Source organism: Microbulbifer maximicatervae (SeqCode) (assembly GCF_052468295.1).
In genome coordinates, this window is the sequence record NZ_CP174340.1 from 1,458,579 (window position 1) to 1,482,058 (window position 23,480).

The window sequence follows — 23,480 nt, forward strand, 5'->3', positions numbered from 1 at the left end:
ATTTGACCAAGACCGCTTTGATCTTCCGTTATAGATTATCGCTTTCGGCGCGGTCGATTGCGGTTGTTTGCCGGCTTTGTTCGGGGCTTGGGAGCGCTAAAAACCTCCTCCGTTCGATACTCGCCAGGCTTTAATGAGTCGAGCTTCCAGCTGCCTATCGCCACCCGGATTAGCCGCAGGGTAGGGAAGCCTACCGCCGCAGTCATCCGCCTTACCTGGCGATTCCGCCCCTCAGAGATAGTCAGCTCCAGCCAGCTGGTTGGGATCGATTTGCGTTCGCGAATTGGCGGCGTGCGGGGCCAGGGCTCCATCTCAGGCAGGCGCTTGGCCTTGGCAGGTGCGGTTCGGCCATCCTTCAGGTTGACCCCTTGCCTGAGCATATAAAGGGCATCATCAGTAATTTCACCCTCCACCTGGGCCCAATAGGTTTTGGGCATTTTCCGCTTGGGGTGACTGATTTGATGTTGTAGCGCTCCATCATCAGTCAGTAGTAGTAATCCTTCAGAATCGTAGTCCAGGCGGCCCGCCGCATAGAATCCCTTGTGCTGGATAAAGTTAGCCAAAGTGGCGCGATCCTGATCATCTGTAAATTGGCTTAATACGCCAAAAGGCTTGTTGAGGAGAATAATCTTTGCCATAAGAAAAATTGAGTATTGTAATCCAACTACAAAAATTAGCCGAGGCTGCTATAATCCCGCCGTTTTTCATCCCCGCCCTAAGGTCCCGGGGGAGCGGTGCAAGCAACGCTGGACCTAAAAAGTCATAGAATTTTGGGAGTTTACGCAATATGGGTCATATCCAAGTGCCGGCAGACGGCGAAAAAGTTACAGTCAATTCCGACGGTTCGCTGAATGTTCCGAATCGCCCGGTTATTCCTTTCATCGAGGGTGACGGCATCGGTGTGGATATCACCCCGGTAATGCGCAAGGTGATCGACGCGTCTGTAGAAAAAGCTTTCGGCGGCGAAAAGAAAATCGAGTGGATGGAAATCTACTGCGGTGAGAAAGCAGCAGAGACTTACGCTGGCGACTGGTTCCCGGCTGAAACTCTGGAAGCGATCAAAGACTACGTTGTTAGCATCAAAGGCCCCCTGACCACTCCAGTAGGCGGCGGCTTCCGTTCCCTGAACGTAGCCCTGCGTCAGGAGCTGGATCTGTACGTATGTCAGCGCCCGGTGCGCTGGTTCAGCGGTGTACCTTCTCCGGTTAAAGAGCCGAACAAGGTAGACATGGTTATCTTCCGTGAAAACTCCGAAGATATCTACGCTGGTATCGAGTGGAAAGCTGACACTGACGAAGCTAAGAAAGTTATTAAGTTCCTGCAGGACGAGATGGGTGTTAAGAAGATCCGTTTCCCTGAGAACTGTGGTATCGGTGTTAAGCCGGTTTCTGCAGAAGGTACCAAGCGTCTAGTGCGCAAGGCTATCCAGTACGCTGTGGACCAGGATCGCGATTCTGTAACCCTGGTACACAAAGGCAACATCATGAAGTTCACCGAAGGTGCCTTCGCTGATTGGGGTTACGAGCTGGCTCGCGACGAGTTTGGCGCTCAGCCGCTGGACGGCGGCCCCTGGCACAGCTTCAAGAACCCGAAGACTGGCAAGGAAATCGTTGTTAAGGACGTAATTGCTGACGCTATGCTGCAGCAGATCCTGCTGCGTCCGGCTGAGTACGACGTAATTGCTACCCTGAACCTGAACGGTGACTACCTGTCTGACGCACTGGCTGCACAGGTTGGTGGTATCGGTATCGCTCCGGGCGCAAACCTGTCCGACGACGTTGCCCTGTTCGAAGCAACCCACGGTACTGCGCCTAAGTACGCTGGTCAGGACAAGGTTAACCCGGGCTCCCTGATTCTTTCCGCTGAGATGATGCTGCGTCACCTGGGCTGGAACGAAGCTGCTGACCTGGTAATCAAGGGTATGGAAGGTGCTATTGAAGCCAAAACCGTAACCTACGATTTCGAGCGTCTGATGGACGGTGCTGAGCTGAAGTCCTGTTCTGCGTTTGGTGACGAAGTTATCAAGCACATGGCTTAAGCTACATCCGTGAGGCCGGGCTGGCTTTAAGTTGGCCCGAGTCCCATGAAAAAAGCCCTTCACATTGGTGAAGGGCTTTTTTATTGTCTGTTTGCTGGGCTCGCTTAGCCGACAGCTTCCGCTTCCTTCTCCCTCGACTTTTCTGTGTGTACCGCATCAGATTCGCTTTTGCTCGAAGTGTTGGGTGAAGTGGTTTCGGAGGTCAATGCGGAGATATTTGCAGCGTGGTAGCCCTTGTCTCCCCGAATAATATCGAAGGTGACTTGCTGGCCGGCCTTCAGGGTTCGGTAGCCTTCCATCTGAATTGCGGAATAGTGCGCGAACAGATCCTCCCCTCCCTCATCTGCAAGAATAAACCCATATCCCTTAGCGTTGTTGAACCACTTTACAGTACCGGTAGGCATAACGATTCCCTCTAATTGCCTGAGTGGCCCCTGGCCACCTTACAGAGTTTTTATATTTATTTGACCTGCTGGTTAGTCGGCTGCGATCCTATCTGCGACTAACGTTTGATGTAGCGGTCACTACCTCTTGTAGTCAACAGCTGGGGGATTGTCAAGGTTCCCCGCTGACCGCTGTGTCAAAGGTCAAATAAGGTTACAATGTCACGTCATTGAAGGTTGCATTGGGTGCAATTTTCAGGCTCGATAGAATTCATTGATAATTGTTATGAGTACTTCGCGAATCATTAAACTAAGCTCCAGTGACTCCGATGGAGACAACCCGTACTTCGATGATTTCGATGGTGGGTTGGCCCTTGAGGAGGCGCCGCCGCAGCTGAAGCGGCCGCCGATGTATAAAGTCGTTATGCTCAATGATGACTACACCCCCATGGATTTTGTTGTTGAGACTTTGGAGTTGTTTTTTTCAGTAAACCGGGAGCGCGCCACACAGTTAATGTTGCAGGTTCACACACGGGGAAAAGCAGTGTGTGGTGTCTATACTCGGGATATAGCGGAGACAAAGGCCGCACAGGTCAATCAGTTCGCTCAAGAGAATGAGCATCCCCTGTTATGTGAAATTGAAGCGGACGAAAGCAAAGAGGATTGATTCTGACAAAAACTGCTTTGAACAAAGGGTCCCGTCACCTGAAGGGAATCAGCCAGGATATAAACGCCGGCGAAGGGTGCGCGCCTACCAGCGGAGTCGGCGGGAAATATTGGCGATTAGGGTTTGAGGTTTAGATGCTCAGCAAGGACTTAGAGGTAACGCTTAATCTAGCGTTCAAAGGTGCTCGAGCGAAACGGCATGAATTCATGACCGTTGAGCACCTATTGCTGGCGCTCTTGGATAACGAATCCGCAGCAGATGTTCTACATGCGTGCGGGGCGGATTTAAGTGCATTGCGCCGTGAACTCCTGGAGTTTGTGGACTCCACAACACCGTTGATCCCGGAGGCCGATACAGATCGAGAAACCCAGCCGACATTGGGTTTCCAGAGGGTCCTGCAGAGGGCCGTATTCCATGTCCAGTCATCCGGTAAAAAGGAAGTTACAGGGGCAAATGTCCTGGTCGCCATTTTTTGTGAGCAGGAGAGCCAGGCTGTTTACTACTTGAAGCAGCAGAGTGTTGCCCGGATAGACGTAGTTAACTACATCACCCACGGAATTTCCCGCGTTGGCTCCAGTGGTAATAATCACCATCACGGTTCCGATACTGCACCTGAGCAGGTAGATGAGGAAATTAGTGGGGGCGCTGAGCCAGGTGGTTCCGACCCCCTGGAAAGCTACGCCACCAACCTCAATCAAGAGGCAATTCTTGGCCGTATTGATCCGCTTGTGGGGCGTGCACCTGAGGTGGAGCGTGTCACGCAGGTTCTCGCTCGTCGCCGCAAGAACAATCCACTGTTGGTGGGTGAGTCCGGTGTCGGCAAGACGGCAATTGCTGAGGGCTTGGCACGGCGTATTGTCGATGAGGATATCCCCGAACCTTTGAAGGAGAGCACTATTTACTCTCTGGATCTCGGCTCCCTGTTGGCAGGAACCAAGTATCGCGGTGATTTTGAGAAGCGCTTTAAGGCGCTGCTGGCGGAACTCAAGAAGCGTGAGCACGCCGTACTGTTTATTGATGAGATCCACACCATCATCGGGGCCGGCGCCGCTTCAGGAGGCGTCATGGATGCCTCCAATCTGCTTAAGCCGCTACTTTCCAGCGGCCAATTGCGCTGCATAGGCTCCACTACTTTTACTGAATATCGCGGTATCTTTGAAAAAGATCGCGCGCTGTCGCGCCGTTTTCAAAAGATCGATGTCAGTGAGCCCTCAGTGGAAGAGACCGTGCAAATATTGCAGGGGCTCAGAAGCTGCTTTGAGGATCACCACAAGGTTCGCTTTACCGATGGAGCTTTGGATGCTGCTGCGCAGCTATCCAGTCGTCACATCACCGAGCGATTCCTCCCAGATAAGGCCATTGATGTAATTGATGAGGCAGGAGCCTACCAATCTTTGCTGCCTGAAGAGGACCGCAAAGAGGTTATTGGGGTCTGTGAGATTGAGATGGTTATCGCCAAGATGGCGAGAATACCTGCCAAGAGCGTGTCTGCTTCTGACAAGGAGCAGTTATCACGTCTGGATGACAATCTCAAAATGGTGGTGTTTGGGCAGGACAGCGCGATTGATGCCCTGGGTACGGCGATTAAGCTGAGTCGTGCCGGTCTGGGTTCTGAAGAGAAACCCATCGGCTCCTTCCTGTTTTCGGGCCCCACCGGAGTTGGTAAGACAGAGCTCTGCCGACAGTTGGCGAAGGTGATGGGTATCGAGCTGATTCGTTTCGATATGTCTGAGTATATGGAGCGCCATACGGTTTCCCGCCTGATCGGCGCGCCCCCTGGGTATGTGGGTTTTGACCAAGGTGGTTTACTGACAGACTCGGTTACCAAGCACCCTCACAGTGTTGTGCTGCTCGATGAAATTGAGAAAGCACACCCCGAAGTATTCAATCTGCTTTTGCAGGTGATGGATCACGGTACTCTAACTGATAACAACGGCCGCAAAGCGGACTTCCGCAATGTCATCCTGATTATGACAACCAATGCGGGCGCTGAGGTGATGAGCCGTCGTTCAATCGGTTTTTCCCATCAAGATCACTCCACAGATGGAATGGAGGAGATCAAGAAGATGTTTACCCCGGAGTTCCGCAATCGCCTCGATAATATTATTCAATTCCGTTCTCTGCCTCTGGATGTCGTGAAGACGGTGGTGGATAAGTTTATCGTTGAGTTGCAGGCCCAGTTGGATGACTCCAAGGTGACACTGGTCGTTGATGATGAGGCTCGAGAGTGGTTGGCGGTGCGGGGTTATGACGAGAAGATGGGTGCGAGGCCTATGTCCCGTCTGATTCGCGACAAGCTGCGCAAGCCTCTGGCAGAAGCCGTGCTCTTTGGTGAGTTGGCAGAAGAGGGTGGGCGTGTTTGCGTCACTATTGAAGATGATGAGCTGGCGATTAAAACGGCGGTGCCCGCCTAAAGTAAATTAGCTTCAGCCAAGCAATAAAAAAGCCACCGAGAGGTGGCTTTTTTATTTCAGGTCAAATTGCCTTGCGGAATTTGGCCTCTGAGCGAATTAGCGCGCGCGGTACGTAATGCGGCCCTTGCTCAGGTCGTATGGAGTCAGCTCCACTTTCACCTTGTCGCCGGTGAGAATGCGAATGTAGTTTTTACGCATCTTTCCAGAGATATGCGCAATTACCACGTGTCCGTTTTCCAGCTTTACGCGGAAAGTGGTGTTCGGCAGGGTGTCGATCACCTCGCCTTCCATTTCAATATAATCGTCTTTTGCCATGCGGCAGCAACCTTACAATAACTTGATCAGACCTTTACCCCGGAGGCTCTTTGGCCTAGCCGCGGCTTGACGGGCGAGCATTTTGCACGAAAAGGCAAGATAGAGCAAAGGGAGAGTGTGTTGAACTAGAGCGATTTAAGGCTCCAGCGGTTTTCTTTTAGCATTTCGATGGGGCGAAATTGGCTTTTATAGGCCATTTTGTGGCACTTCTCAATCCAGTACCCCAGGTAGAGATTAGATAGTCCCAAGCGCCGGGCCCATTCGATCTGGTAGAGGATGCAGTAACTGCCCAGGCTCCGTTTGTCCTCATCGGGATCGAAGAAAGTATAGATCGCCGATAACCCGGCAGTCAGGATATCTGTTACAGCCACTGCCACCAACTTGCCGCGGGCTCTTAGCTCAATATAGCGAGTAGACCCCCAAGCCTGACTCAGGAAGCTGCGGTATTGTTCCCGGCTGGGCGGGTACATCTCCCCATCGGCGTGGCGCTGCTCGATATAGCGGGCGTAGAGTTCGTAATGCTCATCTGTATCGATGGACTCGATATGGAATATGTCCAGGTCCTTGTTGCGCTTCCAGCAGCGTCTCTGGTTGCGGTCGGGGACAAACAGGCTCACAGGTACGCGAGCCGGTATACAGGCGCGACAGGTCGCGCACTGGGGGCGATAGAGGTAGGCACCACTGCGCCGGAATCCCAGCTCTGACAGACGGTTGTACAGACGCTGATCCACTTCTGTTTGCGGATCGACAAACACCGTTGTTGCCTCCCGATCCGGCAGGTAACCGCAGGGGTGGGGCAGGGTGGCCAGTAGGCGCACTGAATCCAGCTGAGAGTATTTACCCATAAGTCCACGAAAGCTTCCAGGGCTGCGGGAAAGGCGGCTGCTTAACGCCGTCTGCCAGCAGTTGTTCGAAATCCTTACGACACATTTCCACTGCCCCAAGGCTGCTGAGATGAGGATTGCTCACCTGGCAGTCGATCAGTGGGCAGCCCCACAATTCTAATTGCCGAACGAGGTGGACAAAAGCGACTTTTGAGGCGTCTGTCTCCCGGTGAAACATCGACTCCCCAAAGAACACTCGCCCCAGCGCAATACCATAGAGTCCGCCAACGAGTTGACCGTCGCGCCAAACCTCCACTGAGTGGGCAAACCCCTGATGGTGCATGTCGATATAGGCGTCGCACATCTCATCGGTGATCCATGTGCCGGTTTCATCCGCCCGGGGGGCGCGGCAGGCCTCAATTACCTCGGGAAAGGCTTGGTCGAAGGTGACCGAAAAGGTTCCTCGGCGCAATACTTTGCGCAAAGTGCGGCCAATACGAAAGTTATGCGGGATAACCACGCAGCGAGGGGAGGGGCTCCACCACAAGATCGGCTGGTCATCTGAATACCAGGGGAAGACCCCTCTTTGATAGGCTTCAACCAGCCACTCGGGAGTCAGATCTCCTCCGGCTGCCAGCAAGCCATTGGGGTCATCCAGTGCGAATTCAGTTGGGGGAAAGTCTATAACGGTGTGGTCGAGCCACATCAGGCGGCTTTGGGTGTTCCCTGCCACGATCTGACTCCTGTCGGTAGAGGGGGATACCGGGCAGAAAAGCTCTGCCCGGGGATTTGGCTTACTTCTCGGCGTCGAGGAAGCGCTCGGCGTCCAGGGCGGCCATACAGCCGGTACCCGCAGAAGTTACCGCCTGGCGGTAAATATGGTCGGATACGTCACCTGCGGCAAATACACCGGGAACAGAAGTCTGGGTGGCATTGCCGTTCAGGCCGCTCTCCACAATGAGGTAACCACCATTCATTTCAAGCTGGCCTTCAAAGATGCCGGTATTCGGTTTGTGACCGATAGCAATAAACACACCGGAAACGTCCAGCTCTGAAGTGGTGTCGTCCTGGGTGTTGCGCAGGCGCAGCCCAGTTACACCGTTGTCGTCACCGAGCACTTCGTCCAGGGTGTTGTGCCAGCAGACGTTGATATTGCCGTTTTCCACTTTATCCATCAGGCGGTCCTGAAGGATTTTTTCTGCGCGAAGCTCGTCGCGGCGGTGAATCAGGGTCACTTCACTGGCGATATTGGAGAGGTACAAGGCCTCCTCTACGGCGGTGTTGCCACCACCGACAACAGCAACTTTCTGGTCGCGATAGAAGAATCCGTCACAGGTCGCACAGGCGCTGACACCGCGCCCCTGGAAGGCTTCCTCAGAAGGTAGGCCCAGGTACTGAGCTGAGGCGCCAGTGGCGATAATCAGCGAGTCACAGGTGTAAGTTTCGTTGCCTTTCAAGGTGAAAGGACGCTGTTTCAGGTCAACCGATTCGATGTGATCGAAGATGATTTCTGTCTCGAAGCGCTCTGCGTGCTGCTGCATTTGCACCATCAGGTCCGGACCTTGAAGCTCCGGAATACCACCCGGCCAGTTCTCGACTTCAGTGGTGGTGGTCAGCTGCCCACCCTGTTGCATACCAGTGATAACAACCGGGTTCAGGTTTGCCCGTGCAGCGTAGATAGCCGCGGTGTAGCCGGCAGGGCCTGAGCCGAGGATGATCAGTCGATGATGGTTATTGCTCATGAAGTACTCTTTAAAACTCTCAATTTGCGAAGTTTACCCAATGGGCTGGGAGTCCATATGCCCGTCCATTTTTTGATCAGGCGAGACTATTAAATTGGGCGATATAATAGGCGATATTTACCATTCGGCGAAATAGTTTGCCTTAATTTGTTCGATTGATCGTACCTATTCAACTCTCTTTGACCTGGCTAGAGGTTTGGCTCAAATCGGAGTTTGCGCCATAGCTGGCCGTAAGAGCTGGAAAAATGTAAAAAAGTTCCAATCTGGGGCAGCTGCTGCTGGCACTGCTAGGGGGAGAATGGGGTGTCACAAATTAAAATTACGGACTGTTAGATGTATTGAGTGTGTGAGCGTCATAGAGGCCAGTGACTTCGAGTAAGTGCCCAAACCCCAGTGGGTTGAGGATCGTTATGCGCTACAAAAGAAAGTTCATACCCTTAAACCTGAAGCGAGAGCAGTTGGGGCATCCTAAAACTTTTCTGACCCTTAGTGAGGAGGCCCAGGCTTTCGTAGCCGAAATTATCGACGATAGTTATTCGTTGCGTTTTTCCATTGATCTGGAGCCCGATGGCGATCACCGGGCGAGCTTACATGGCCCACCCCACCTGCTGGATCTATTTACCGCGCTCAACTTGCAAATACGCTGTGAAATTGTCTCTGATGGATATGGTGATACAGGAGGTGGGGCGGTTACTTGCGCGGGTGAGCCAGAAGAACTCGAGAAGTTTGCTATGGCGCTGGGCCTCAGCAATGGTTGTCGAGTTCTCGACTTGATGTGTGGAAGGGGAGTCCTGAGTAGCTACCTGCTTAAGTTTGCCAAAGCTCATGGGGTTATTATTCAATGTAGCTTGTGCGATTCCCACCCTTCGCAGCTTGAAAACCTTGACCCAAATATTCAATTGCTAGCTGCCGATATCACTATAGGGGATGGAAGAAACTTGCCATATCCCAGTGAATTATTTGATGCTGTGGCAATCAGAATGGGCCTGCACGAAGTGCCTTATAAAGATCAGCCCCTGGTTCTCCAGGAGTGTTATCGGGTTTTGAAGCCGGGAGGTCCGCTGTTGGTTTGGGACTTGATGCCGGCATCTGCCGGGGTCCAAGATTTACTGTGTGCCCAAAAGCGAAAACTGTCAGCGCTGACACACCGTGAATCGTTGCTCTTGGATCGGTTCTTTTTGCGGGAAGACCAGTTGTTACAATTGCTCAGCGATGCAGGCTTTTCGCAAGCAGAGCGGGTATCCAGAACCTATTACCGGGATAGTACTCAAGACAAATTAAAAACAGAGTTGGGCGGGGATCAATACAAATTGGAAATTCTGAATAGTTACCTCCGCGAGAGAGTTACCCAGGCGATTATTGATGAGGTTTGCTGGGAGGATTCAGGGCAAGATATCTCGATGATGATTCCAAATTGCATCTATCGCACGTACAAACCGATAAATTTAGAAGAGAATACTGGCTAGGAATCGCTCCAGGTTTTCCGATACTGCCGCCAAACAACAAAAAACTACTTGGTGTCAGGGATCGTAAGGCGCAATCTGAAAGCGTAGATTGTAAAATAGCCTGATTGAGTTGCTTTCTTCTGTAAGCAATACAGAATTTTGTCAGGCGGCATGGGGATTCAGGCCCCAGGTAGACACCGCCAAGTTCATGTAGACATAAAAAGTACAGCATTATTGAGGTAAGCCATTGAAGGCCGAAAGCGCAACTGAAAAAAGCCCTGCAGAGAGCAATGCATTGCCAGACTCATTGATCGCCCGACTCGTTCGCGAGGGGGCCCTGATCAGTTTGCTGGCTGGTGCCCTGTTGCTCGCCATTAGCCTGTTAAGCTTTAGCGCAGAAGATCCGGGCTGGTCGCAAACTGGCAGTTCCCAACAAGTGCACAATGCCATTGGCCCAGCCGGTGCTTGGCTGGCAGACGTGTGTTTGTCATTGCTCGGATGGATGGCTTACCTGTTCCCCTTGCTGATTGGTCTGCGGGCCTATCACATTCTTCGCGATCGCAATGCCCGCTTCCATTTACCGCTGTTTGCATTGAGAGTATTTGGTCTGCTGCTGGTTCTTGTCAGCGGGGCGGCAATGGCGACTCTTTGTTTTGATCCCGCAGAAAACCCGTTGCCGTTTACCAACGGGGGCATCATCGGCAGCGCGATGGCTTCTGCCCTGGGTTCTAGCCTCGGCTATGTAGGGGCAACCATTTTACTGCTGGCGATATTTGCTATCGGTGTCACTGTTTTTACGGGGTTGTCGTGGCTCAAATTGGCAGAGGCAATCGGCAAGAATGTGCTCGGCTTTTTTGCCTTGCTGGGCAGTTTCTATCAACGCTGGCGCCAAAAGCGCAATGAGCGGAGGGTGGCCAGAGAGGCGATCGTCGTGCGCAAGGCCGCTGTGGAGGAAGAGAAGCAGCGAGTTGCCAAACGAATTCCCCCGAAGATTGAGCCCGCAGCCCCCAAGCCGAAGCAGAGTCCTCGGGCAGCAAAGGAAAAACAGCGAGAGCTTTTCAAAAGTGGCCCGGTTACTGGAGCCCTGCCGCCGCTGGGTCTTCTCGATCCAGCAGATCAAAACAAGAAGGCCGGCTTCTCCCGGGAATCCCTGGAAGCGCTGTCGCGCCTGCTGGAACTTAAGCTGAAAGACTTCGGTGTTGTTGCCGAAGTGGTATCTGTTCTGCCGGGGCCGGTAGTAACCCGCTTTGAAATTCAGCCAGCTCCCGGCGTAAAGGTGAGCAAGATTTCCAATCTGGCAAAAGACCTGGCGCGCTCACTGGCGGTGATCAGTGTGCGTGTGGTTGAGGTAATCCCAGGCAAGTCGGTTGTGGGTATTGAAATCCCTAACGAAAATCGACAGATGGTGCGCCTCAGTGAAGTGCTGTCGGCAGATGTCTACGATAATGCCAAATCGCCGCTGACTCTGGCGCTCGGTCACGATATTTCCGGTCAGCCGGTGGTGGCCGATCTGGCCAAAATGCCTCACTTGCTGGTAGCGGGTACCACCGGTTCGGGTAAATCTGTGGGTATCAACGTTATGTTGTTGAGCCTGCTGTACAAATCGACGCCCGATGAGGTCCGCCTGATTCTGGTGGACCCAAAAATGCTGGAGCTCTCGGTGTACGAGGGCATTCCACATTTGTTGACCCCGGTCATCACCGATATGAACGATGCCGCCAATGGTTTGCGGTGGTGTGTTGGAGAAATGGAACGCCGCTACAAGTTGATGGCGGCAATGGGGGTGAGAAACCTCGCAGGCTTTAACCGCAAAGTGAAAGAAGCGGAAGAGGCCGGGGAGCCGCTGATCGATCCTATCTGGCAGCCAGATCCCGCCTCCAGCGTGCCGGAAGATGAACAAACCGCACCGGCACTGAAAGCACTGCCTGCCATTGTTGTCGTGATTGATGAATTTGCCGACATGATGATGATTGTCGGTAAAAAGGTCGAACAACTGATCGCGCGAATCGCACAAAAAGCCCGTGCAGCTGGGATCCACTTACTGCTTGCAACCCAGCGTCCGTCGGTGGATGTTATTACCGGCTTGATTAAAGCCAACGTACCTACTCGAATCGGTTTCCAGGTTTCGTCCAAGGTGGACTCCCGCACAATCCTCGACCAGGGCGGCGCGGAGCAGCTGCTCGGTCATGGTGACATGTTGTACTTACCGCCTGGAAGTGGTGTTCCCGTTCGTGTCCACGGCGCTTTTGTCGACGATCACGAAGTGCATAAAGTTGTCGCGGATTGGGGCCGTCGCGGTGAGCCTGATTATATCGATGGTATTGTCGACGATAGTAATAACAGTATTCCCGTGCCTGGATTACAGTCTGAAGGCGGTGAGGATGAAGACCCTGAAGCCGATGCGCTCTACGACGAAGCCGTAGCTTTCGTCACTAAATCCCGCAAGGCGTCAATTTCCTCTGTGCAGCGTCAGCTGCGGATTGGTTACAATCGCGCGGCTCGAATTATTGACGCCATGGAGGCTGCTGGGGTGATATCTGCGGCGGGCCACAACGGCAATCGAGAGGTGCTGGCACCGCCGCCAGCCTGATAGGAGTTTGGCCCTTGGAGCAGTGGCGGGTTAAGCCACTGTTCACTTAGTCGGGGTTAATCTTTAAGGAAATCAATACGTTGGGACTCCACTATGAAAAGAATTCTGCAGGGTCTGCTGCTTTCAATCAGTGTTACCGCCAGCGCGGCCTGGGCTGATGCCACCGATGACCTGAGCGATTTACTCAAGCCGTTGGAGGCGATTTCGGGTAATTTCAAACAGACATTGATCGACGAGCGCGGTGAGGTCACACAGAAGAGCAATGGTAGCTTTTCTGTGCAGCGCCCGGGCAAATTGCGCTGGAAAACCGGTGAGCCTTACCCCCAGTTACTGGTGACAAACAACAAGACGCTCTGGCTGTACGATCCGGATCTGGAGCAGGTGACAGTTCGCCCAGTGGATGCCCGTATTAAGGATACCCCAGCCCTATTGCTGGGGGGCAAAGTAGAGGAAATTCGGGGCTCGTTTAATGTGAGCCAGAAAGAAGGGGTTTATCACCTGACCCCCAAGAACCCCTCGGCCCCTTTTAAAGCCATGGAAATTCGATTTGCCAAAAATGGCTTGCCGTCGGCAATGACCGTGCGCGATGGTATGGGACAAACCACTGAAATTCAGTTCAGTGGTATGGAGGCGAATCCAAAACTATCCGCTTCTATATTTGATTTTAAGCCCCCGGCCGGTACTGACATTATTAAAGATGAGTGATCTGTTCGATACTCCCAAAACCCACCAACCCCTCGCGGCCCGTATGCGACCGAATTCCCTGGCCCACTATGTGGGCCAGTCGCATTTATTGGGGGAGGGCAAACCTCTGCGGGAGGCCGTAGAGCGCGGCCAGCTGCACTCTATGATTTTGTGGGGCCCTCCCGGTGTGGGTAAAACCACTTTTGCGCGGTTGCTAGCAGAAGAGTGCGATGCTCGATTTGCCACACTGTCTGCGGTACTCGCCGGAGTGAAAGATATTCGTCAGGCGGTGGCCGAAGCTGAGCAGCACCGGATACAGTCGGGCCGACACACTATTTTATTTGTCGATGAAGTGCATCGATTTAATAAGGCTCAGCAGGATGCCTTCCTTCCCTACGTGGAGGAGGGCACTGTGACTTTTGTCGGGGCGACTACGGAGAACCCGGCTTTTGAGTTGAACAATGCGCTCCTGTCCCGGTGTCGGGTCTATCTTTTGCGCAGTATTCCCGAAGAGGAGTTGTTGGGGTTGCTGCGCTACGCCCTGCAAACCGACCAGCAATTGCGCGAGCGGAGCGTCAACATTCCCGAAGAAGTGTTGGGTAAGATTGCCCGGGCTGCCGATGGGGATGCCCGCAGTGCTTTGAACTTGCTGGAAGTGGCCTGCGACCTGGCCAAAGAGGAGGCCGGGCGACTGATTGTCGATGAAGACGTGCTCGCCGAGGTGCTCAGTGCCGATGTTCGCCGTTTTGATAAAGGCGGCGATTATTTTTACGATCAAATTTCCGCCATGCATAAATCAGTGCGGGGGTCTGACCCGGATGCGGCGCTCTACTGGTTTGTGCGGATGTTGGATGGAGGCTGCGACCCGTTATATATCGCTCGCCGTGTCGTGCGTATGGCCAGCGAAGATATCGGCAATGCGGACCCGAGGGCTTTGCAATTGTCGCTGAATGCCTGGGATGTGCAGGAACGACTGGGGAGCCCCGAGGGCGAGCTGGCAATTGCCCAAGCCATTACTTACCTGGCGGTTGCGGCAAAAAGCAATGCGGTTTACTCCGCTTACAATCGTGCCGTGGCGGATGTTCGTCGCGAGCCCAGTTATGAAGTGCCAGTGCATTTGCGCAATGCCCCTACCAAACTGGCAAAAAGCCTGTCCCACGGTGCGGAGTATCGCTACGCCCACGACGAACCCGATGCTTTTGCTGCGGGAGAGAATTACTTCCCCGAAGAGATTGCCGAGCGCGAGTACTACCAGCCGGTTCCCCGAGGGCTGGAGTTAAAAATTTCAGAAAAATTGCAGACTCTGCGCCGACTAAATCGCGAGAGTGACAGGCAGCGTTACAGAAACTCTAAATAGATAGATAGAAAGGAAGCAGCTAAATGCAGTGGCTGGCAGTCGCCCTGGGCGGCGCACTTGGGGCAGTTCTTCGCCACCTGGTGAGTATCTGGAGCTTTCCGGTATTTGAGGGTCGGTTTCCGCTAGGAACCATCATTGTCAATTTAACAGGCTCTTTTTTGATCGGTATTGTTTATGTACTGATCGCTCACCGCGCCATGTTGGGGGAGGAATGGCGTCTACTGTTGATGACCGGCATGTTTGGCGCACTGACAACCTTTTCCACTTTCTCCCTCGAAAGCCTGATACTGTGGCACAATGGCCAGCCGCTGGTGGCCCTTGGCTATATTGTTGGCAGCCTTGTTGGTTGTTTGTTGGCCACCGCTGCTGCTGTCGCTTTGGCGACACGGTATTTTTAATTTAACTTCTCTGTTGTAGGAGCCTGATAACAGGCGAACTGGAAACGATGCTCGATCCCAAACTGATTCGCACGGATATGGACCAGGTGGCCGCTGCCCTGAAAAAGCGCGGTGTAGAACTGGATACTGCCAAACTTGAAGCCCTTGAAGAACGCCGCAAAGAATTGCAGGTGCGCACCGAGAGTTTGCAAAACGAGCGCAATAGCAAGTCGAAAAATATCGGCCGTGCCAAGGCGAATGGTGAAGATATTGCCCCGCTTTTGAAAGAAGTGGAGTCCCTCGGAGGTGAGTTGCAAGATGCCAAACATGCACTGACAGAATTGCAGGGAGAGCTGGATGCAATCTTGTCTGCGATTCCCAACTTGCCGGATGCCTCAGTGCCTGAAGGCGAGAGTGAAGACGATAATGTAGAAGTTCGCCGCTGGGGCCAGCCGCGTACTTTTGACTTTGAAGTTAAAGACCACGTAGACCTGGGCACACACCTTGGTGGCCTTGACTTCGAGATGGCAGTGAAGCTAACCGGCTCCCGCTTTGCGGTAATGAGTGGTGATGTTGCGCGTCTGCATCGCGCGTTGGCACAGTTTATGCTGGATACTCACACCGAAGAGCATGGTTACCAGGAAACCAATGTGCCGGTTGTTGTGAATGCTGATTCCCTGTACGGCACTTCCCAGCTGCCTAAATTTGAGGAAGACCTGTTTAAGCTCGAGGATGATCGTGGTTTCTACCTGATCCCGACTGCGGAAGTGCCCCTCACCAATATGTATCGCGATCATATTGTTGAAGACAGTGCTAGCCTGCCGCATAAATTGGTTGCTCACACTACCTGCTTCCGCTCTGAAGCTGGCTCTCACGGCCGCGACACTCGTGGCATGATTCGCCAGCACCAGTTTGAAAAGGTAGAACTGGTTTGGGTGGCGCGCCCGGATCAGTCTGAAGAGGCACTGGAAACCCTGACGCAAAATGCGGAGACCATTTTGCAGAAGCTGAACCTGCCATACCGCACAGTGATTCTCTGCGGTGGCGATATCGGTTTCTCTGCTCGAAAGACATACGATATTGAAGTTTGGATTCCGTCCCAGGATAAGTACCGCGAGATATCCTCTTGCTCCCTGGTAGGTGACTTCCAGGCGCGCCGAATGAAGGCACGCTGGCGCAACCCGGAAACCAATAAGCCCGAATTGGTGCATACACTGAATGGCTCCGGCCTTGCCGTGGGTCGTACCCTCATCGCTGTTCTGGAAAATTACCAGCGCGAGGATGGCAGTATTGAGGTGCCGGAAGTATTGCGGCCCTATATGCGAGGCCAGGAAGTGATCTCAGCTTCCTGAGCGTAGCACTCCAAAAGGGCGAGCGTAGAGTTCGCCCTTTTTTGTTTGTAGTAATGAGTTTCACTTTGCCCGCTATTTGATGGAATAAGAAGTTGCGTTATTTACCCCTCGCATTTGATGTCAAAGATCATCCCTGTTTGATTGTTGGAGGCGGCTCCATTGCCACCCGTAAAGCTCGCTTATTGCACAAAGCGGGTGCACGGATATTGGTGGTATCCCCGGAAATTACCGATGAGCTTCAGCAAATGGTGACTGATTCTGGTGGGGAATGGTTTCAATCAGTTTATTCGAGCGAGTATTTACAGAAAGCGGGGCTGGTCGTTGCTGCATCTGATAGTGAGTCCGTGAATGCACAGGTTTCAGCCGATGCCCAGGCTCAGCGCCTACCTGTCAATGCGGTGGACGCGCCAGAGTTGTGCACGTTTACTTTCCCGGCCATTGTGGAGCGGGGAGATCTATCGATCGGCATCAGCAGTGGTGGCGCGGCTCCAGTACTGGCGCGCAGAATCAGGGCTCAGCTCGAAGCCCTGCTATCGCCGGGGCTGGGACCGCTGGTAACTTTGGCGGCAGGGATGCGCGATAGGGTTAAGGCAGCGCTTCCAGAGTCTCGGCGCAAGAATTTTTGGGAGTGGGTTTTTGCCGGCCCCGTTGCCAACCGCATGGAGGCCGGGCAACCAGCAGATGCCGAGCAGGCGCTGGTGGATGCGCTTCAAGACTGGCAGGGGAGCCCGAATCCGGTGGGTGAGGTTTACCTGGTAGGTGGAGGTCCGGGAGATCCAGACCTGCTGACTTTTCGCGCACTGCGCTTGATGCAGCAGGCGGATGTGGTGCTCTACGATCGGCTGGTTTCACCGGAAGTGATGGAGTTGGTGCGCCGGGATGCAGAGCGGATCTATGTGGGTAAGCGCAAGGCTTTCCACGCGGTGCCACAGGACGATATCAATCAGCTGTTGGTAGATTTGGCCAGCCAAGGTAAAAAAGTTTTGCGACTTAAGGGAGGCGATCCCTTTATTTTTGGTCGAGGCGGTGAGGAAATAGACAAGTTGTCAGAGGCGGGGATTCCCTTTCAGGTAGTGCCGGGAATCACTGCGGCCTCTGGTTGCGCCAGTTACGCTGGTATCCCACTGACTCACCGGGATCACGCTCAATCTGTGCGCTTTATTACCGGGCACCTGAAAGAGGGTGAGTTGGACCTCCCTTGGCAAGAACTTGCGGGCCCAGCACAAACCCTGGTTTTCTATATGGGGCTTACGGGGTTACAAACTATTTGTGCTGAATTGATTAAACACGGGCTCGATGTGAATACGCCGGCTGCCTTGGTTGAAAAGGGCACTACGCGAGACCAGCGAGTAGTTGTCGGTGACTTGAGCAGCTTGCCGGCCCTTGCTGAAAACAGTGAAGTTCGAGCGCCAACACTCACCATCATTGGTGGGGTAGTGAGCTTGCATGAAAAGCTTCAGTGGTATCAGCCTAATCGAGAGGATTAAGGCAGGCACCCAATGACGCCGAGAGTACCTATACTGAAAAGGTACTCTCAGAGTGGTGTTCAATATGCTGCTTGCATTTATTCGCTTTTATTGCACCAATGCTGTGCGCTTTTTTCTCCCACCGGTCCGTGAAATAGCAATTCCTGCACAGCTAGACAGTCACACCCGGCGCTACACCTACCACTACCAGCAAAAGAAGAGTTGGGTGAGAAATCTCTGGATTACATCGGCGGCACTGATGTTGTGCTTTCCAGTGCTGCCTTTCGTTGTGAGTCTTGCCTTCTTCACCACGTTTCTGTCTTTTGCAATTCTCGATGAGACTGCCTGACTTTAGCGTCCCTGCGGTACCTCTAATTTAACGTGAGTCGGTAGCGAGGCTCGCGTTCAATAAATGATGAAGTGTTTCCCTTTACCCAATCCTGATGGCCGTTGCCGAAAAATGGTGAGAGTGGATGAGCACTTTGACCTGTGGCCATATGGAAAATACCGTCTGCATCCCGGCCCGGTGAAACCACTAAGCGCTGGGATGCGCCATGAGTGGGAGACTGGAAGCGGGGCATATGGGTATCTCCGGCGAGAGGCTCCGCAGGCATTGCCAGGAACCAGTTCAGTGGTGGTATTGCTTTGCCTAGTGGATGCTGGATCTTTGCCGTGTTTTCAACACCCCAGGATTGACGCTTAAGGGGCTGATTGCTGCGGTTCATTTTTTCCAGTACTTGATCCAGAGCGGCGAGCTTTATCGCGTTCCAGGATTCAAAATCCGGGTTGAGAAGCTGTTTTGGCTCTTGCTGAGCCATTTCCCAAAGTGGATATTCAAACTGGCGTTTGAGTTGGCCGAAAGAAAACTTGGGCTGATAGCGGCGCATGTAAGTCAAAATGGGCGCTGTCGTAAGCTCCATCAACTTCAGGCGATAGTTGCGAACGATGCGATAGCCTACGGAGTCGATGGCGGCTCGGCCTCCCCAATTTTGAATCTGTTTATATACCTCGCGGTAGTCTTGCTGATCTTCAAGTAAGGTGAGGAGGTGTTGCTGCCACCGCTCGAGAAATACTGCCTGATCGTCGAGTTGGATATTTAAAAGGTCCTGCTCATTGAATTTCTCTTGAGCGAAAAGCCGTTCGCGAATTTGTTGCTGACGTGCGCCGAGCGCATAGCCGTGGTTGCCCATGAGTTTGAGATAGCCCCCATCAACGATTCGAGCGTTGGCACTCCAGATTCGGCCGGACTCCGGGTTATACAGGCGGGGGTGCTCCTGGGGGCTTAAATAGCCGTCCCAATAGGCACTACCATCTGCCCAGCTGACTGATCGACTGCCATCAAACCCGACTCGCTTGGGAATAGCGCCAGCCACAGTCCAACCAATATTGCCGTTACTATCGCCAACCACTAGGTTCTGGTGGGGGATGCCTATGGCGGGGCCAAGCTCCAGAGCTTCTTCGGCAGTACGAACAACTTCCATATCAATCAAGTTCATATTGCCGCCCAGAGTGTCGTGAGCAACCCAGCGGAATGCGAGAGGAACGCCATCGTGGTTTGTACCGATAACGGGACCCCAGATAGTTGTGCGAACTTCTATGGTTTTTGGGTCGCTGCCTTTGACGGCGATAGATTCTGTTTCATAGGCAAAATTCCTCCAGCCTTCAGGCGTTTTATATTGATTGCCGTCTTCGCTGAGTTCCAGTGGAATCAGGTCACTCCAGTCGCCACCGGTGTTGGTAAATCCCCAGGCAACTAATTCGTTGCTTCCGGCAACCATAATTGGGCCGCCTGGAAGGGTTACGCCACGAACAAATCGGTTGGTGCCTGGTATGCTCCAGCCTGCTCGGAACCAGATATTGGGAACACTCAGCCCGAGGTGCATATCGTTGGCAAGAATGGCTCCACCGTGCGCTGTTAAATTACCGCCGACCACCCAGTTATTACTGCCGTAAATCTTGTCATCACTCTCCATCGCCTGATAAACGATAGTGTCCTGTTCATCTAAAAGTGCAGAAATCGGTGTTTCTGGGAGGCTGACCTTTTCTCGTGCTTCTCCAAATAGTGGTGCGTCCCACCGCCCGCCTTGGGGAAAATAGAAAGCGTAGAGATCTGCTGGAAGCAATTCGGCTAAAGCGGTGTCGCGAAGTTCATAACTACCGCGTTCACTTTGTAGCGTCAGGTACATGCTGTAGATAGTTAACAGGCTGTCGGCAGAATTCCAGGGGCGCGGTTCCTGACCCAATAACAAATACTCCCAGGGTTTTGCGGGAAGCTGGTTGAGGCCAAAATTAATACCGTTGATATATTGATCCAGAAGGGCCTTTTGTTCCGCCGGCATCGCAGCAATGTTTCGCTCTGCTCGCTGGCGAAATTGATGCAAACGTACCTTTTGATCGTGTTTTATAGTGGACGCGCCCAGTAATTCTGATAATTCCCCGGCAGAACTTCTCCGCAACAGATCCATTTGGAAAAAACGTTCCTGCGCGTGTAAAAAGCCCAATGCGAAGGCCGAACTGTTTCGGTTTTCAGAATGAATTAATGGCACTCCCTGTGAATCGCGCTCGATAACAACTGGGTCTTTTAATTTACCCGTGGTAATGGTTCCATCGAGAATAGGCAAGCTCTGTCGGAGCCAGATCCAGGAGCCAATTAAAAATATAATTATCAAACCCAATAGGCTGATAATTAGTGCTGTCATATACCGCTTGAGAAATGGAAATGTTGTCATTGTGGTGGCCGCAAAATCTCTGAGTTAATGTCGGTAGCACTTTATTGTGCAATTTTAATTTCACTCGCAAAGTTACTAAGCGATACAAGGAGTAACTTTTAGTGACAAAACCCAAGCTTTAAATTATAGGATTTTCCTGTCATTCACTGCTATTTCTCGAAGAACTGACTGGTCACAAGAAAAAAGTCATCGCAGGGTTTTCAATATGAAAACGCAACCGTAAGATGGCGTGCAATAACAAAAACAACAATAAATCGAAAACATCAGGCTGTATAACAATAAACGCGAGGACGCGATGATGCACGATGTTGGTAGAGATGTAACAAACCGTAGATTCAATCTTTCCATTCTTTCTGGAACCATTGCTTTCCTCACCGCTGTCGGCTCTCACGTTCACGCTGCGGAAATTGAGGAGGTTGTCGTTACTGCGCAGAAGCGAGCGGAAAACCTACAGGACGTACCTATCGCGATTTCCGCCTTCACCGGGGAAAATATAAAAGAAGCCGGTGTCAAAAATTTGACTGACTTGGGGAAATATACGCCGGGCGTGGAAATGCACAATGATACCGCCCTGCAACCAACGTACAGTATTCGCGGCGTGCAAACTAATGACTGGACCATAGGCTCTGATCCAGCAGTGGCGGTCTATGTGGATGGGGTTTATACCGGCCGCAGTGCAGGTGCCGAGATACCGCTGACCGATATTGAGAGGGTTGAAGTCCTCAAAGGGCCTCAGGGTACACTATTCGGTCGCAATGCCACCGGTGGTGCGATCCACATTATTACCACCAAACCGCAGGCGGATGATTCTACGGAATTAAATCTAACTGCCGGTAATTATGGGCGCCAGTCGTCGGATCTTTTGGTTAATCGCCAGATTAGTGACAACCTGTATGGCCGTTTTTCGGCGTCGACAAATCGTCGCGATCCATTTGCTGATAATTTAGCAAATGGATTCTCTGTAGGGGATCAGGATACTCAGACCTACCGCGCCTCTGTGTTGTGGGAGCCGGCGACGGATACCGAGGTGCTGTGGCGCGCCAATTACGGGATTATGGATCAAGGCAGCGCTTTGCGAACAACCATAGTGCCCAGCCTTAAAGATGAAACGGATGTTTTTGGCGACTATGCCCTGGATACCCCGACCATTGAGGATCGTGATTCCTTTGGCACATCACTGACAATTACCAAAGATTTCGATAATTTCACTTTTACTTCGATTACTGCCTACAGCGAATTCGATGCCCACCTGCAGCAGGATGAGGATGGTACCGCCAACCCGGACTATATGTTTGGGTCCGCTAATACTGATGATCAAAGCCAATTTTCTCAAGAATTCCGTCTCAATGGTGCTACAGATACCATCAAATGGACTCTGGGAGCTTCTTACTCCGAAGAAGAGGTGGATCACACCACTTATGCCAATTTCACTACCGGATCGGTAGAATCCTTCGCCGTTTATGAAGGGGTAAAGGCTGCCTATCCGGACCTGACCCAAACCGAGCAAGAGGACTTAGCGGTTATCACCCGTGCGCAGCTGCAGCAGGCGGGGTTGGAGGGAATTGCCAGCGCTTCCTTTGTCTATGACCTAATGCTGCAAACAGGCCAAGTGGATGCGTTACTCGCTCAGTTAGGGGCCACTGGTATAACCGGCGATATGCTCTATGCGGAAGATGTAGTCGGACAGATGATGGCGGGTTTCAATCCCTGGATAGCCTCGGATGCACATTGGGGGGAGAGCGTTCGCAACACAGGTGATTACCGTTCCAGTGCTATTTATGGCGACATGACCTGGAGCCTTACCGATAAGATGGACCTGACTGTCGGTGCTCGTTATACCTACGATCAAAAAGATTTCACCATCCAGACGGCTTATGGCAACAGTATTCCTCTGTCACTATCCGGCGGAGATGTGCGCTTGGTTGACGGAGATGGCAATGTGATCGGCACTGTAACTTTGCCTGAGGTCGACTTGGGGTCCCAGTTGTTTGGCATTGTGTTTTTCAACAATGGCCAGCCGGTTTTGGACTCCAAATTGAGTGATAGCTGGAGCGACCTTTCCGGTCGTATAGTGCTGGATTACCGCTGGAATGACGATGTGATGACCTATGTCTCCCTGGCGGATGGTTTTAAAGCCGGTGGATTCAATAGCCTGAACTTTGGTCCCGGGGTTGAGTCGTCTTTCGATCAGGAAGATGTCGTTAACCTGGAGGTTGGTCTTAAGAGCAGCCTGTTCGACAACCGAGTACGCTTGAATACCTCTATTTACACCTACGAATACAACAATTTGCAGGAGTTGGATCTGGTGGGTACTCCTATTCCCAGTTATAACTTGCGGAATTCGGATGCGGAGGGTACTGGGGCGGAGATCGAAGTACAGTGGGCAGTAACAGAGAGCTTGTTTATTGCCGGTAATTACTCCTACCTGGATACAGAGTTTACTGACTACCAGATCATCGAAGCCATTGGTGAGACTGAAGAGGACTCGAAAGTAGGTCAGTCTCGGGTATCAACGCCAGAGAATAAATTCAACCTAATGGCTGAATACACAGTGGACCTTGCATCTGGCGGGGAGTTTATTTTCCGTGGCGATTATAACTGGACAGATGAGCGAATTGGTTCGATTACTGATCGGACACGTATCGTGGAAGACTATCAGTTGTTCAACCTGCGGGCGGCCTGGAACAGCCCTTCAGATAGTTATTCTTTGGCGCTCTGGATACAAAATTTGACGGATGAAGAAATCGCTGGCGGCTATGGTGGTACCGGTGCAGCCATTGGTGCCAGTCCCGCTTGGCGCTTTATGCCGAGAATGTACGGTGCGGATTTAACTGTCCGATTTTAATTAACCCATGGGTTAATACGGCACAGGGATGTGCTGTTGTCGACCTTGGGAGGGCATTTAAAGGCCACAAGAGTAGTGTGGGATTATTTAGAGCCCCTTATTCCGGCAGTAGCCTATAAAAAACGTTTAGATTGAGAAAATTGCGTCTAAATTTTGAAAGAAATATTACATAAAACAATTTTTGCTCTATTTTATTAAGTTATTCCTGTCAGCATGACGAGAGAGTGGGCCGGTTTATCCGGCCCTTTTTTT

19 protein-coding genes are annotated in these 23,480 nt (G+C 52.3%); 12 read left to right on the forward strand and 7 right to left on the reverse strand.

Annotated elements, in window-relative coordinates; all coding sequences use genetic code 11:
- Positions 1–35: 35 nt before the first annotated feature.
- A complete protein-coding gene (locus tag ACJJIQ_RS06725) occupies positions 36–638 on the reverse strand; it encodes a pseudouridine synthase (protein ID WP_445364099.1) in 603 nt (200 codons plus the stop codon).
- Positions 639–787: 149 nt separating this feature from the next.
- On the opposite strand from ACJJIQ_RS06725, the gene icd reads away from it, so the two are divergent.
- Complete coding sequence (icd, locus tag ACJJIQ_RS06730) at positions 788–2,038, forward strand: NADP-dependent isocitrate dehydrogenase (RefSeq protein WP_020415259.1); 1,251 nt, start codon at positions 788–790, stop codon at positions 2,036–2,038.
- A gap of 104 nt (positions 2,039–2,142) precedes the next feature.
- On the opposite strand, the gene cspD is transcribed toward icd, so the two are convergent.
- Positions 2,143–2,442 (reverse strand): cold shock domain-containing protein CspD, encoded by a 300-nt coding sequence (cspD, locus tag ACJJIQ_RS06735; protein WP_413662225.1) that lies wholly within the window; start codon positions 2,440–2,442, stop codon positions 2,143–2,145.
- 265 nt (positions 2,443–2,707) lie between these two features.
- Here cspD and clpS point away from each other — a divergent pair, with 265 nt between their 5' ends.
- Entirely contained in the window at positions 2,708–3,088 is a 381-nt protein-coding gene (gene clpS / locus ACJJIQ_RS06740) for an ATP-dependent Clp protease adapter ClpS (RefSeq protein WP_413662224.1), read from the forward strand.
- A 134-nt stretch (positions 3,089–3,222) separates the two neighbouring features.
- Complete coding sequence (gene clpA / locus ACJJIQ_RS06745) at positions 3,223–5,502, forward strand: ATP-dependent Clp protease ATP-binding subunit ClpA (RefSeq protein WP_413662223.1); 2,280 nt, start codon at positions 3,223–3,225, stop codon at positions 5,500–5,502.
- A 96-nt stretch (positions 5,503–5,598) separates the two neighbouring features.
- Here clpA and infA read toward each other — a convergent pair whose 3' ends face one another.
- From infA to trxB, 4 genes are all read right to left on the reverse strand, one after another.
- Entirely contained in the window at positions 5,599–5,817 is a 219-nt protein-coding gene (gene infA, locus ACJJIQ_RS06750; RefSeq protein WP_010130378.1) for a translation initiation factor IF-1, read from the reverse strand.
- A gap of 125 nt (positions 5,818–5,942) precedes the next feature.
- Positions 5,943–6,662 (reverse strand): arginyltransferase, encoded by a 720-nt coding sequence (locus ACJJIQ_RS06755; protein WP_444957880.1) that lies wholly within the window; start codon positions 6,660–6,662, stop codon positions 5,943–5,945.
- Complete coding sequence (gene aat / locus ACJJIQ_RS06760) at positions 6,655–7,347, reverse strand: leucyl/phenylalanyl-tRNA--protein transferase (RefSeq protein ID WP_444959403.1); 693 nt, start codon at positions 7,345–7,347, stop codon at positions 6,655–6,657. Before aat ends, ACJJIQ_RS06755 begins: the two co-directional genes overlap by 8 nt.
- Before the next feature lie 88 nt (positions 7,348–7,435).
- Entirely contained in the window at positions 7,436–8,383 is a 948-nt protein-coding gene (gene trxB, locus ACJJIQ_RS06765; RefSeq protein ID WP_444917332.1) for a thioredoxin-disulfide reductase, read from the reverse strand.
- Positions 8,384–8,793: 410 nt separating this feature from the next.
- On the opposite strand from trxB, the gene ACJJIQ_RS06770 reads away from it, so the two are divergent.
- The 8 genes from ACJJIQ_RS06770 (at position 8,794) to ACJJIQ_RS06805 (ending at position 18,003) form a co-directional block, all read left to right on the forward strand.
- Positions 8,794–9,849, forward strand: coding sequence for a methyltransferase domain-containing protein (locus tag ACJJIQ_RS06770; protein WP_282933071.1), 1,056 nt, complete (start codon positions 8,794–8,796; stop codon positions 9,847–9,849).
- Positions 9,850–10,075: 226 nt separating this feature from the next.
- A complete protein-coding gene (locus tag ACJJIQ_RS06775) occupies positions 10,076–12,418 on the forward strand; it encodes a DNA translocase FtsK (RefSeq protein ID WP_444957879.1) in 2,343 nt (780 codons plus the stop codon).
- Positions 12,419–12,511: 93 nt separating this feature from the next.
- Positions 12,512–13,123, forward strand: a complete 612-nt coding sequence (gene lolA / locus ACJJIQ_RS06780; protein WP_282933069.1) for an outer membrane lipoprotein periplasmic chaperone LolA — start codon at positions 12,512–12,514, stop codon at positions 13,121–13,123.
- On the forward strand, positions 13,116–14,459 hold the full coding sequence (locus ACJJIQ_RS06785; protein WP_413662219.1) for a replication-associated recombination protein A: 1,344 nt from the start codon (positions 13,116–13,118) through the stop codon (positions 14,457–14,459). The genes lolA and ACJJIQ_RS06785 overlap by 8 nt, the downstream gene beginning before the upstream one ends.
- A 23-nt stretch (positions 14,460–14,482) precedes the next feature.
- Positions 14,483–14,857: a fluoride efflux transporter CrcB gene (crcB, locus tag ACJJIQ_RS06790; RefSeq protein WP_282933067.1), complete on the forward strand. Its 375-nt coding sequence runs from the start codon at positions 14,483–14,485 to the stop codon at positions 14,855–14,857.
- A gap of 47 nt (positions 14,858–14,904) precedes the next feature.
- Positions 14,905–16,188, forward strand: coding sequence for a serine--tRNA ligase (gene serS / locus ACJJIQ_RS06795; protein WP_282933066.1), 1,284 nt, complete (start codon positions 14,905–14,907; stop codon positions 16,186–16,188).
- 92 nt (positions 16,189–16,280) lie between these two features.
- A complete protein-coding gene (gene cysG / locus ACJJIQ_RS06800) occupies positions 16,281–17,675 on the forward strand; it encodes a siroheme synthase CysG (RefSeq protein ID WP_445364100.1) in 1,395 nt (464 codons plus the stop codon).
- A 64-nt stretch (positions 17,676–17,739) separates the two neighbouring features.
- Positions 17,740–18,003: a hypothetical protein gene (locus ACJJIQ_RS06805; RefSeq protein ID WP_444908100.1), complete on the forward strand. Its 264-nt coding sequence runs from the start codon at positions 17,740–17,742 to the stop codon at positions 18,001–18,003.
- A 22-nt stretch (positions 18,004–18,025) separates the two neighbouring features.
- On the opposite strand, the gene ACJJIQ_RS06810 is transcribed toward ACJJIQ_RS06805, so the two are convergent.
- On the reverse strand, positions 18,026–20,353 hold the full coding sequence (locus ACJJIQ_RS06810; protein WP_445364101.1) for a penicillin acylase family protein: 2,328 nt from the start codon (positions 20,351–20,353) through the stop codon (positions 18,026–18,028).
- A gap of 325 nt (positions 20,354–20,678) precedes the next feature.
- Here ACJJIQ_RS06810 and ACJJIQ_RS06815 point away from each other — a divergent pair, with 325 nt between their 5' ends.
- Positions 20,679–23,228 carry a TonB-dependent receptor gene (locus ACJJIQ_RS06815; RefSeq protein ID WP_444913971.1) on the forward strand — a complete coding sequence of 850 codons (2,550 nt, stop codon included), beginning with the start codon at positions 20,679–20,681 and terminating at the stop codon, positions 23,226–23,228.
- Positions 23,229–23,480 lie beyond the last annotated feature (252 nt).

What these genes read in the sequence shown, in the direction of transcription:
- ACJJIQ_RS06725 (WP_445364099.1), bottom strand. Translation starts at nt 638, where the DNA reads ATGGCAAAGATTATTCTCCTCAACAAGCCTTTTGGCGTATTAAGCCAA.
- icd (WP_020415259.1), top strand. Translation starts at nt 788, where the DNA reads ATGGGTCATATCCAAGTGCCGGCAGACGGCGAAAAAGTTACAGTCAAT.
- cspD (WP_413662225.1), bottom strand. Translation starts at nt 2,442, where the DNA reads ATGCCTACCGGTACTGTAAAGTGGTTCAACAACGCTAAGGGATATGGG.
- clpS (WP_413662224.1), top strand. Translation starts at nt 2,708, where the DNA reads ATGAGTACTTCGCGAATCATTAAACTAAGCTCCAGTGACTCCGATGGA.
- clpA (WP_413662223.1), top strand. Translation starts at nt 3,223, where the DNA reads ATGCTCAGCAAGGACTTAGAGGTAACGCTTAATCTAGCGTTCAAAGGT.
- infA (WP_010130378.1), bottom strand. Translation starts at nt 5,817, where the DNA reads ATGGCAAAAGACGATTATATTGAAATGGAAGGCGAGGTGATCGACACC.
- ACJJIQ_RS06755 (WP_444957880.1), bottom strand. Translation starts at nt 6,662, where the DNA reads ATGGGTAAATACTCTCAGCTGGATTCAGTGCGCCTACTGGCCACCCTG.
- aat (WP_444959403.1), bottom strand. Translation starts at nt 7,347, where the DNA reads ATGTGGCTCGACCACACCGTTATAGACTTTCCCCCAACTGAATTCGCA.
- trxB (WP_444917332.1), bottom strand. Translation starts at nt 8,383, where the DNA reads ATGAGCAATAACCATCATCGACTGATCATCCTCGGCTCAGGCCCTGCC.
- ACJJIQ_RS06770 (WP_282933071.1), top strand. Translation starts at nt 8,794, where the DNA reads ATGCGCTACAAAAGAAAGTTCATACCCTTAAACCTGAAGCGAGAGCAG.
- lolA (WP_282933069.1), top strand. Translation starts at nt 12,512, where the DNA reads ATGAAAAGAATTCTGCAGGGTCTGCTGCTTTCAATCAGTGTTACCGCC.
- ACJJIQ_RS06785 (WP_413662219.1), top strand. Translation starts at nt 13,116, where the DNA reads ATGAGTGATCTGTTCGATACTCCCAAAACCCACCAACCCCTCGCGGCC.
- crcB (WP_282933067.1), top strand. Translation starts at nt 14,483, where the DNA reads ATGCAGTGGCTGGCAGTCGCCCTGGGCGGCGCACTTGGGGCAGTTCTT.
- serS (WP_282933066.1), top strand. Translation starts at nt 14,905, where the DNA reads ATGCTCGATCCCAAACTGATTCGCACGGATATGGACCAGGTGGCCGCT.
- ACJJIQ_RS06805 (WP_444908100.1), top strand. Translation starts at nt 17,740, where the DNA reads ATGCTGCTTGCATTTATTCGCTTTTATTGCACCAATGCTGTGCGCTTT.
- ACJJIQ_RS06810 (WP_445364101.1), bottom strand. Translation starts at nt 20,353, where the DNA reads ATGACAGCACTAATTATCAGCCTATTGGGTTTGATAATTATATTTTTA.
- ACJJIQ_RS06815 (WP_444913971.1), top strand. Translation starts at nt 20,679, where the DNA reads ATGATGCACGATGTTGGTAGAGATGTAACAAACCGTAGATTCAATCTT.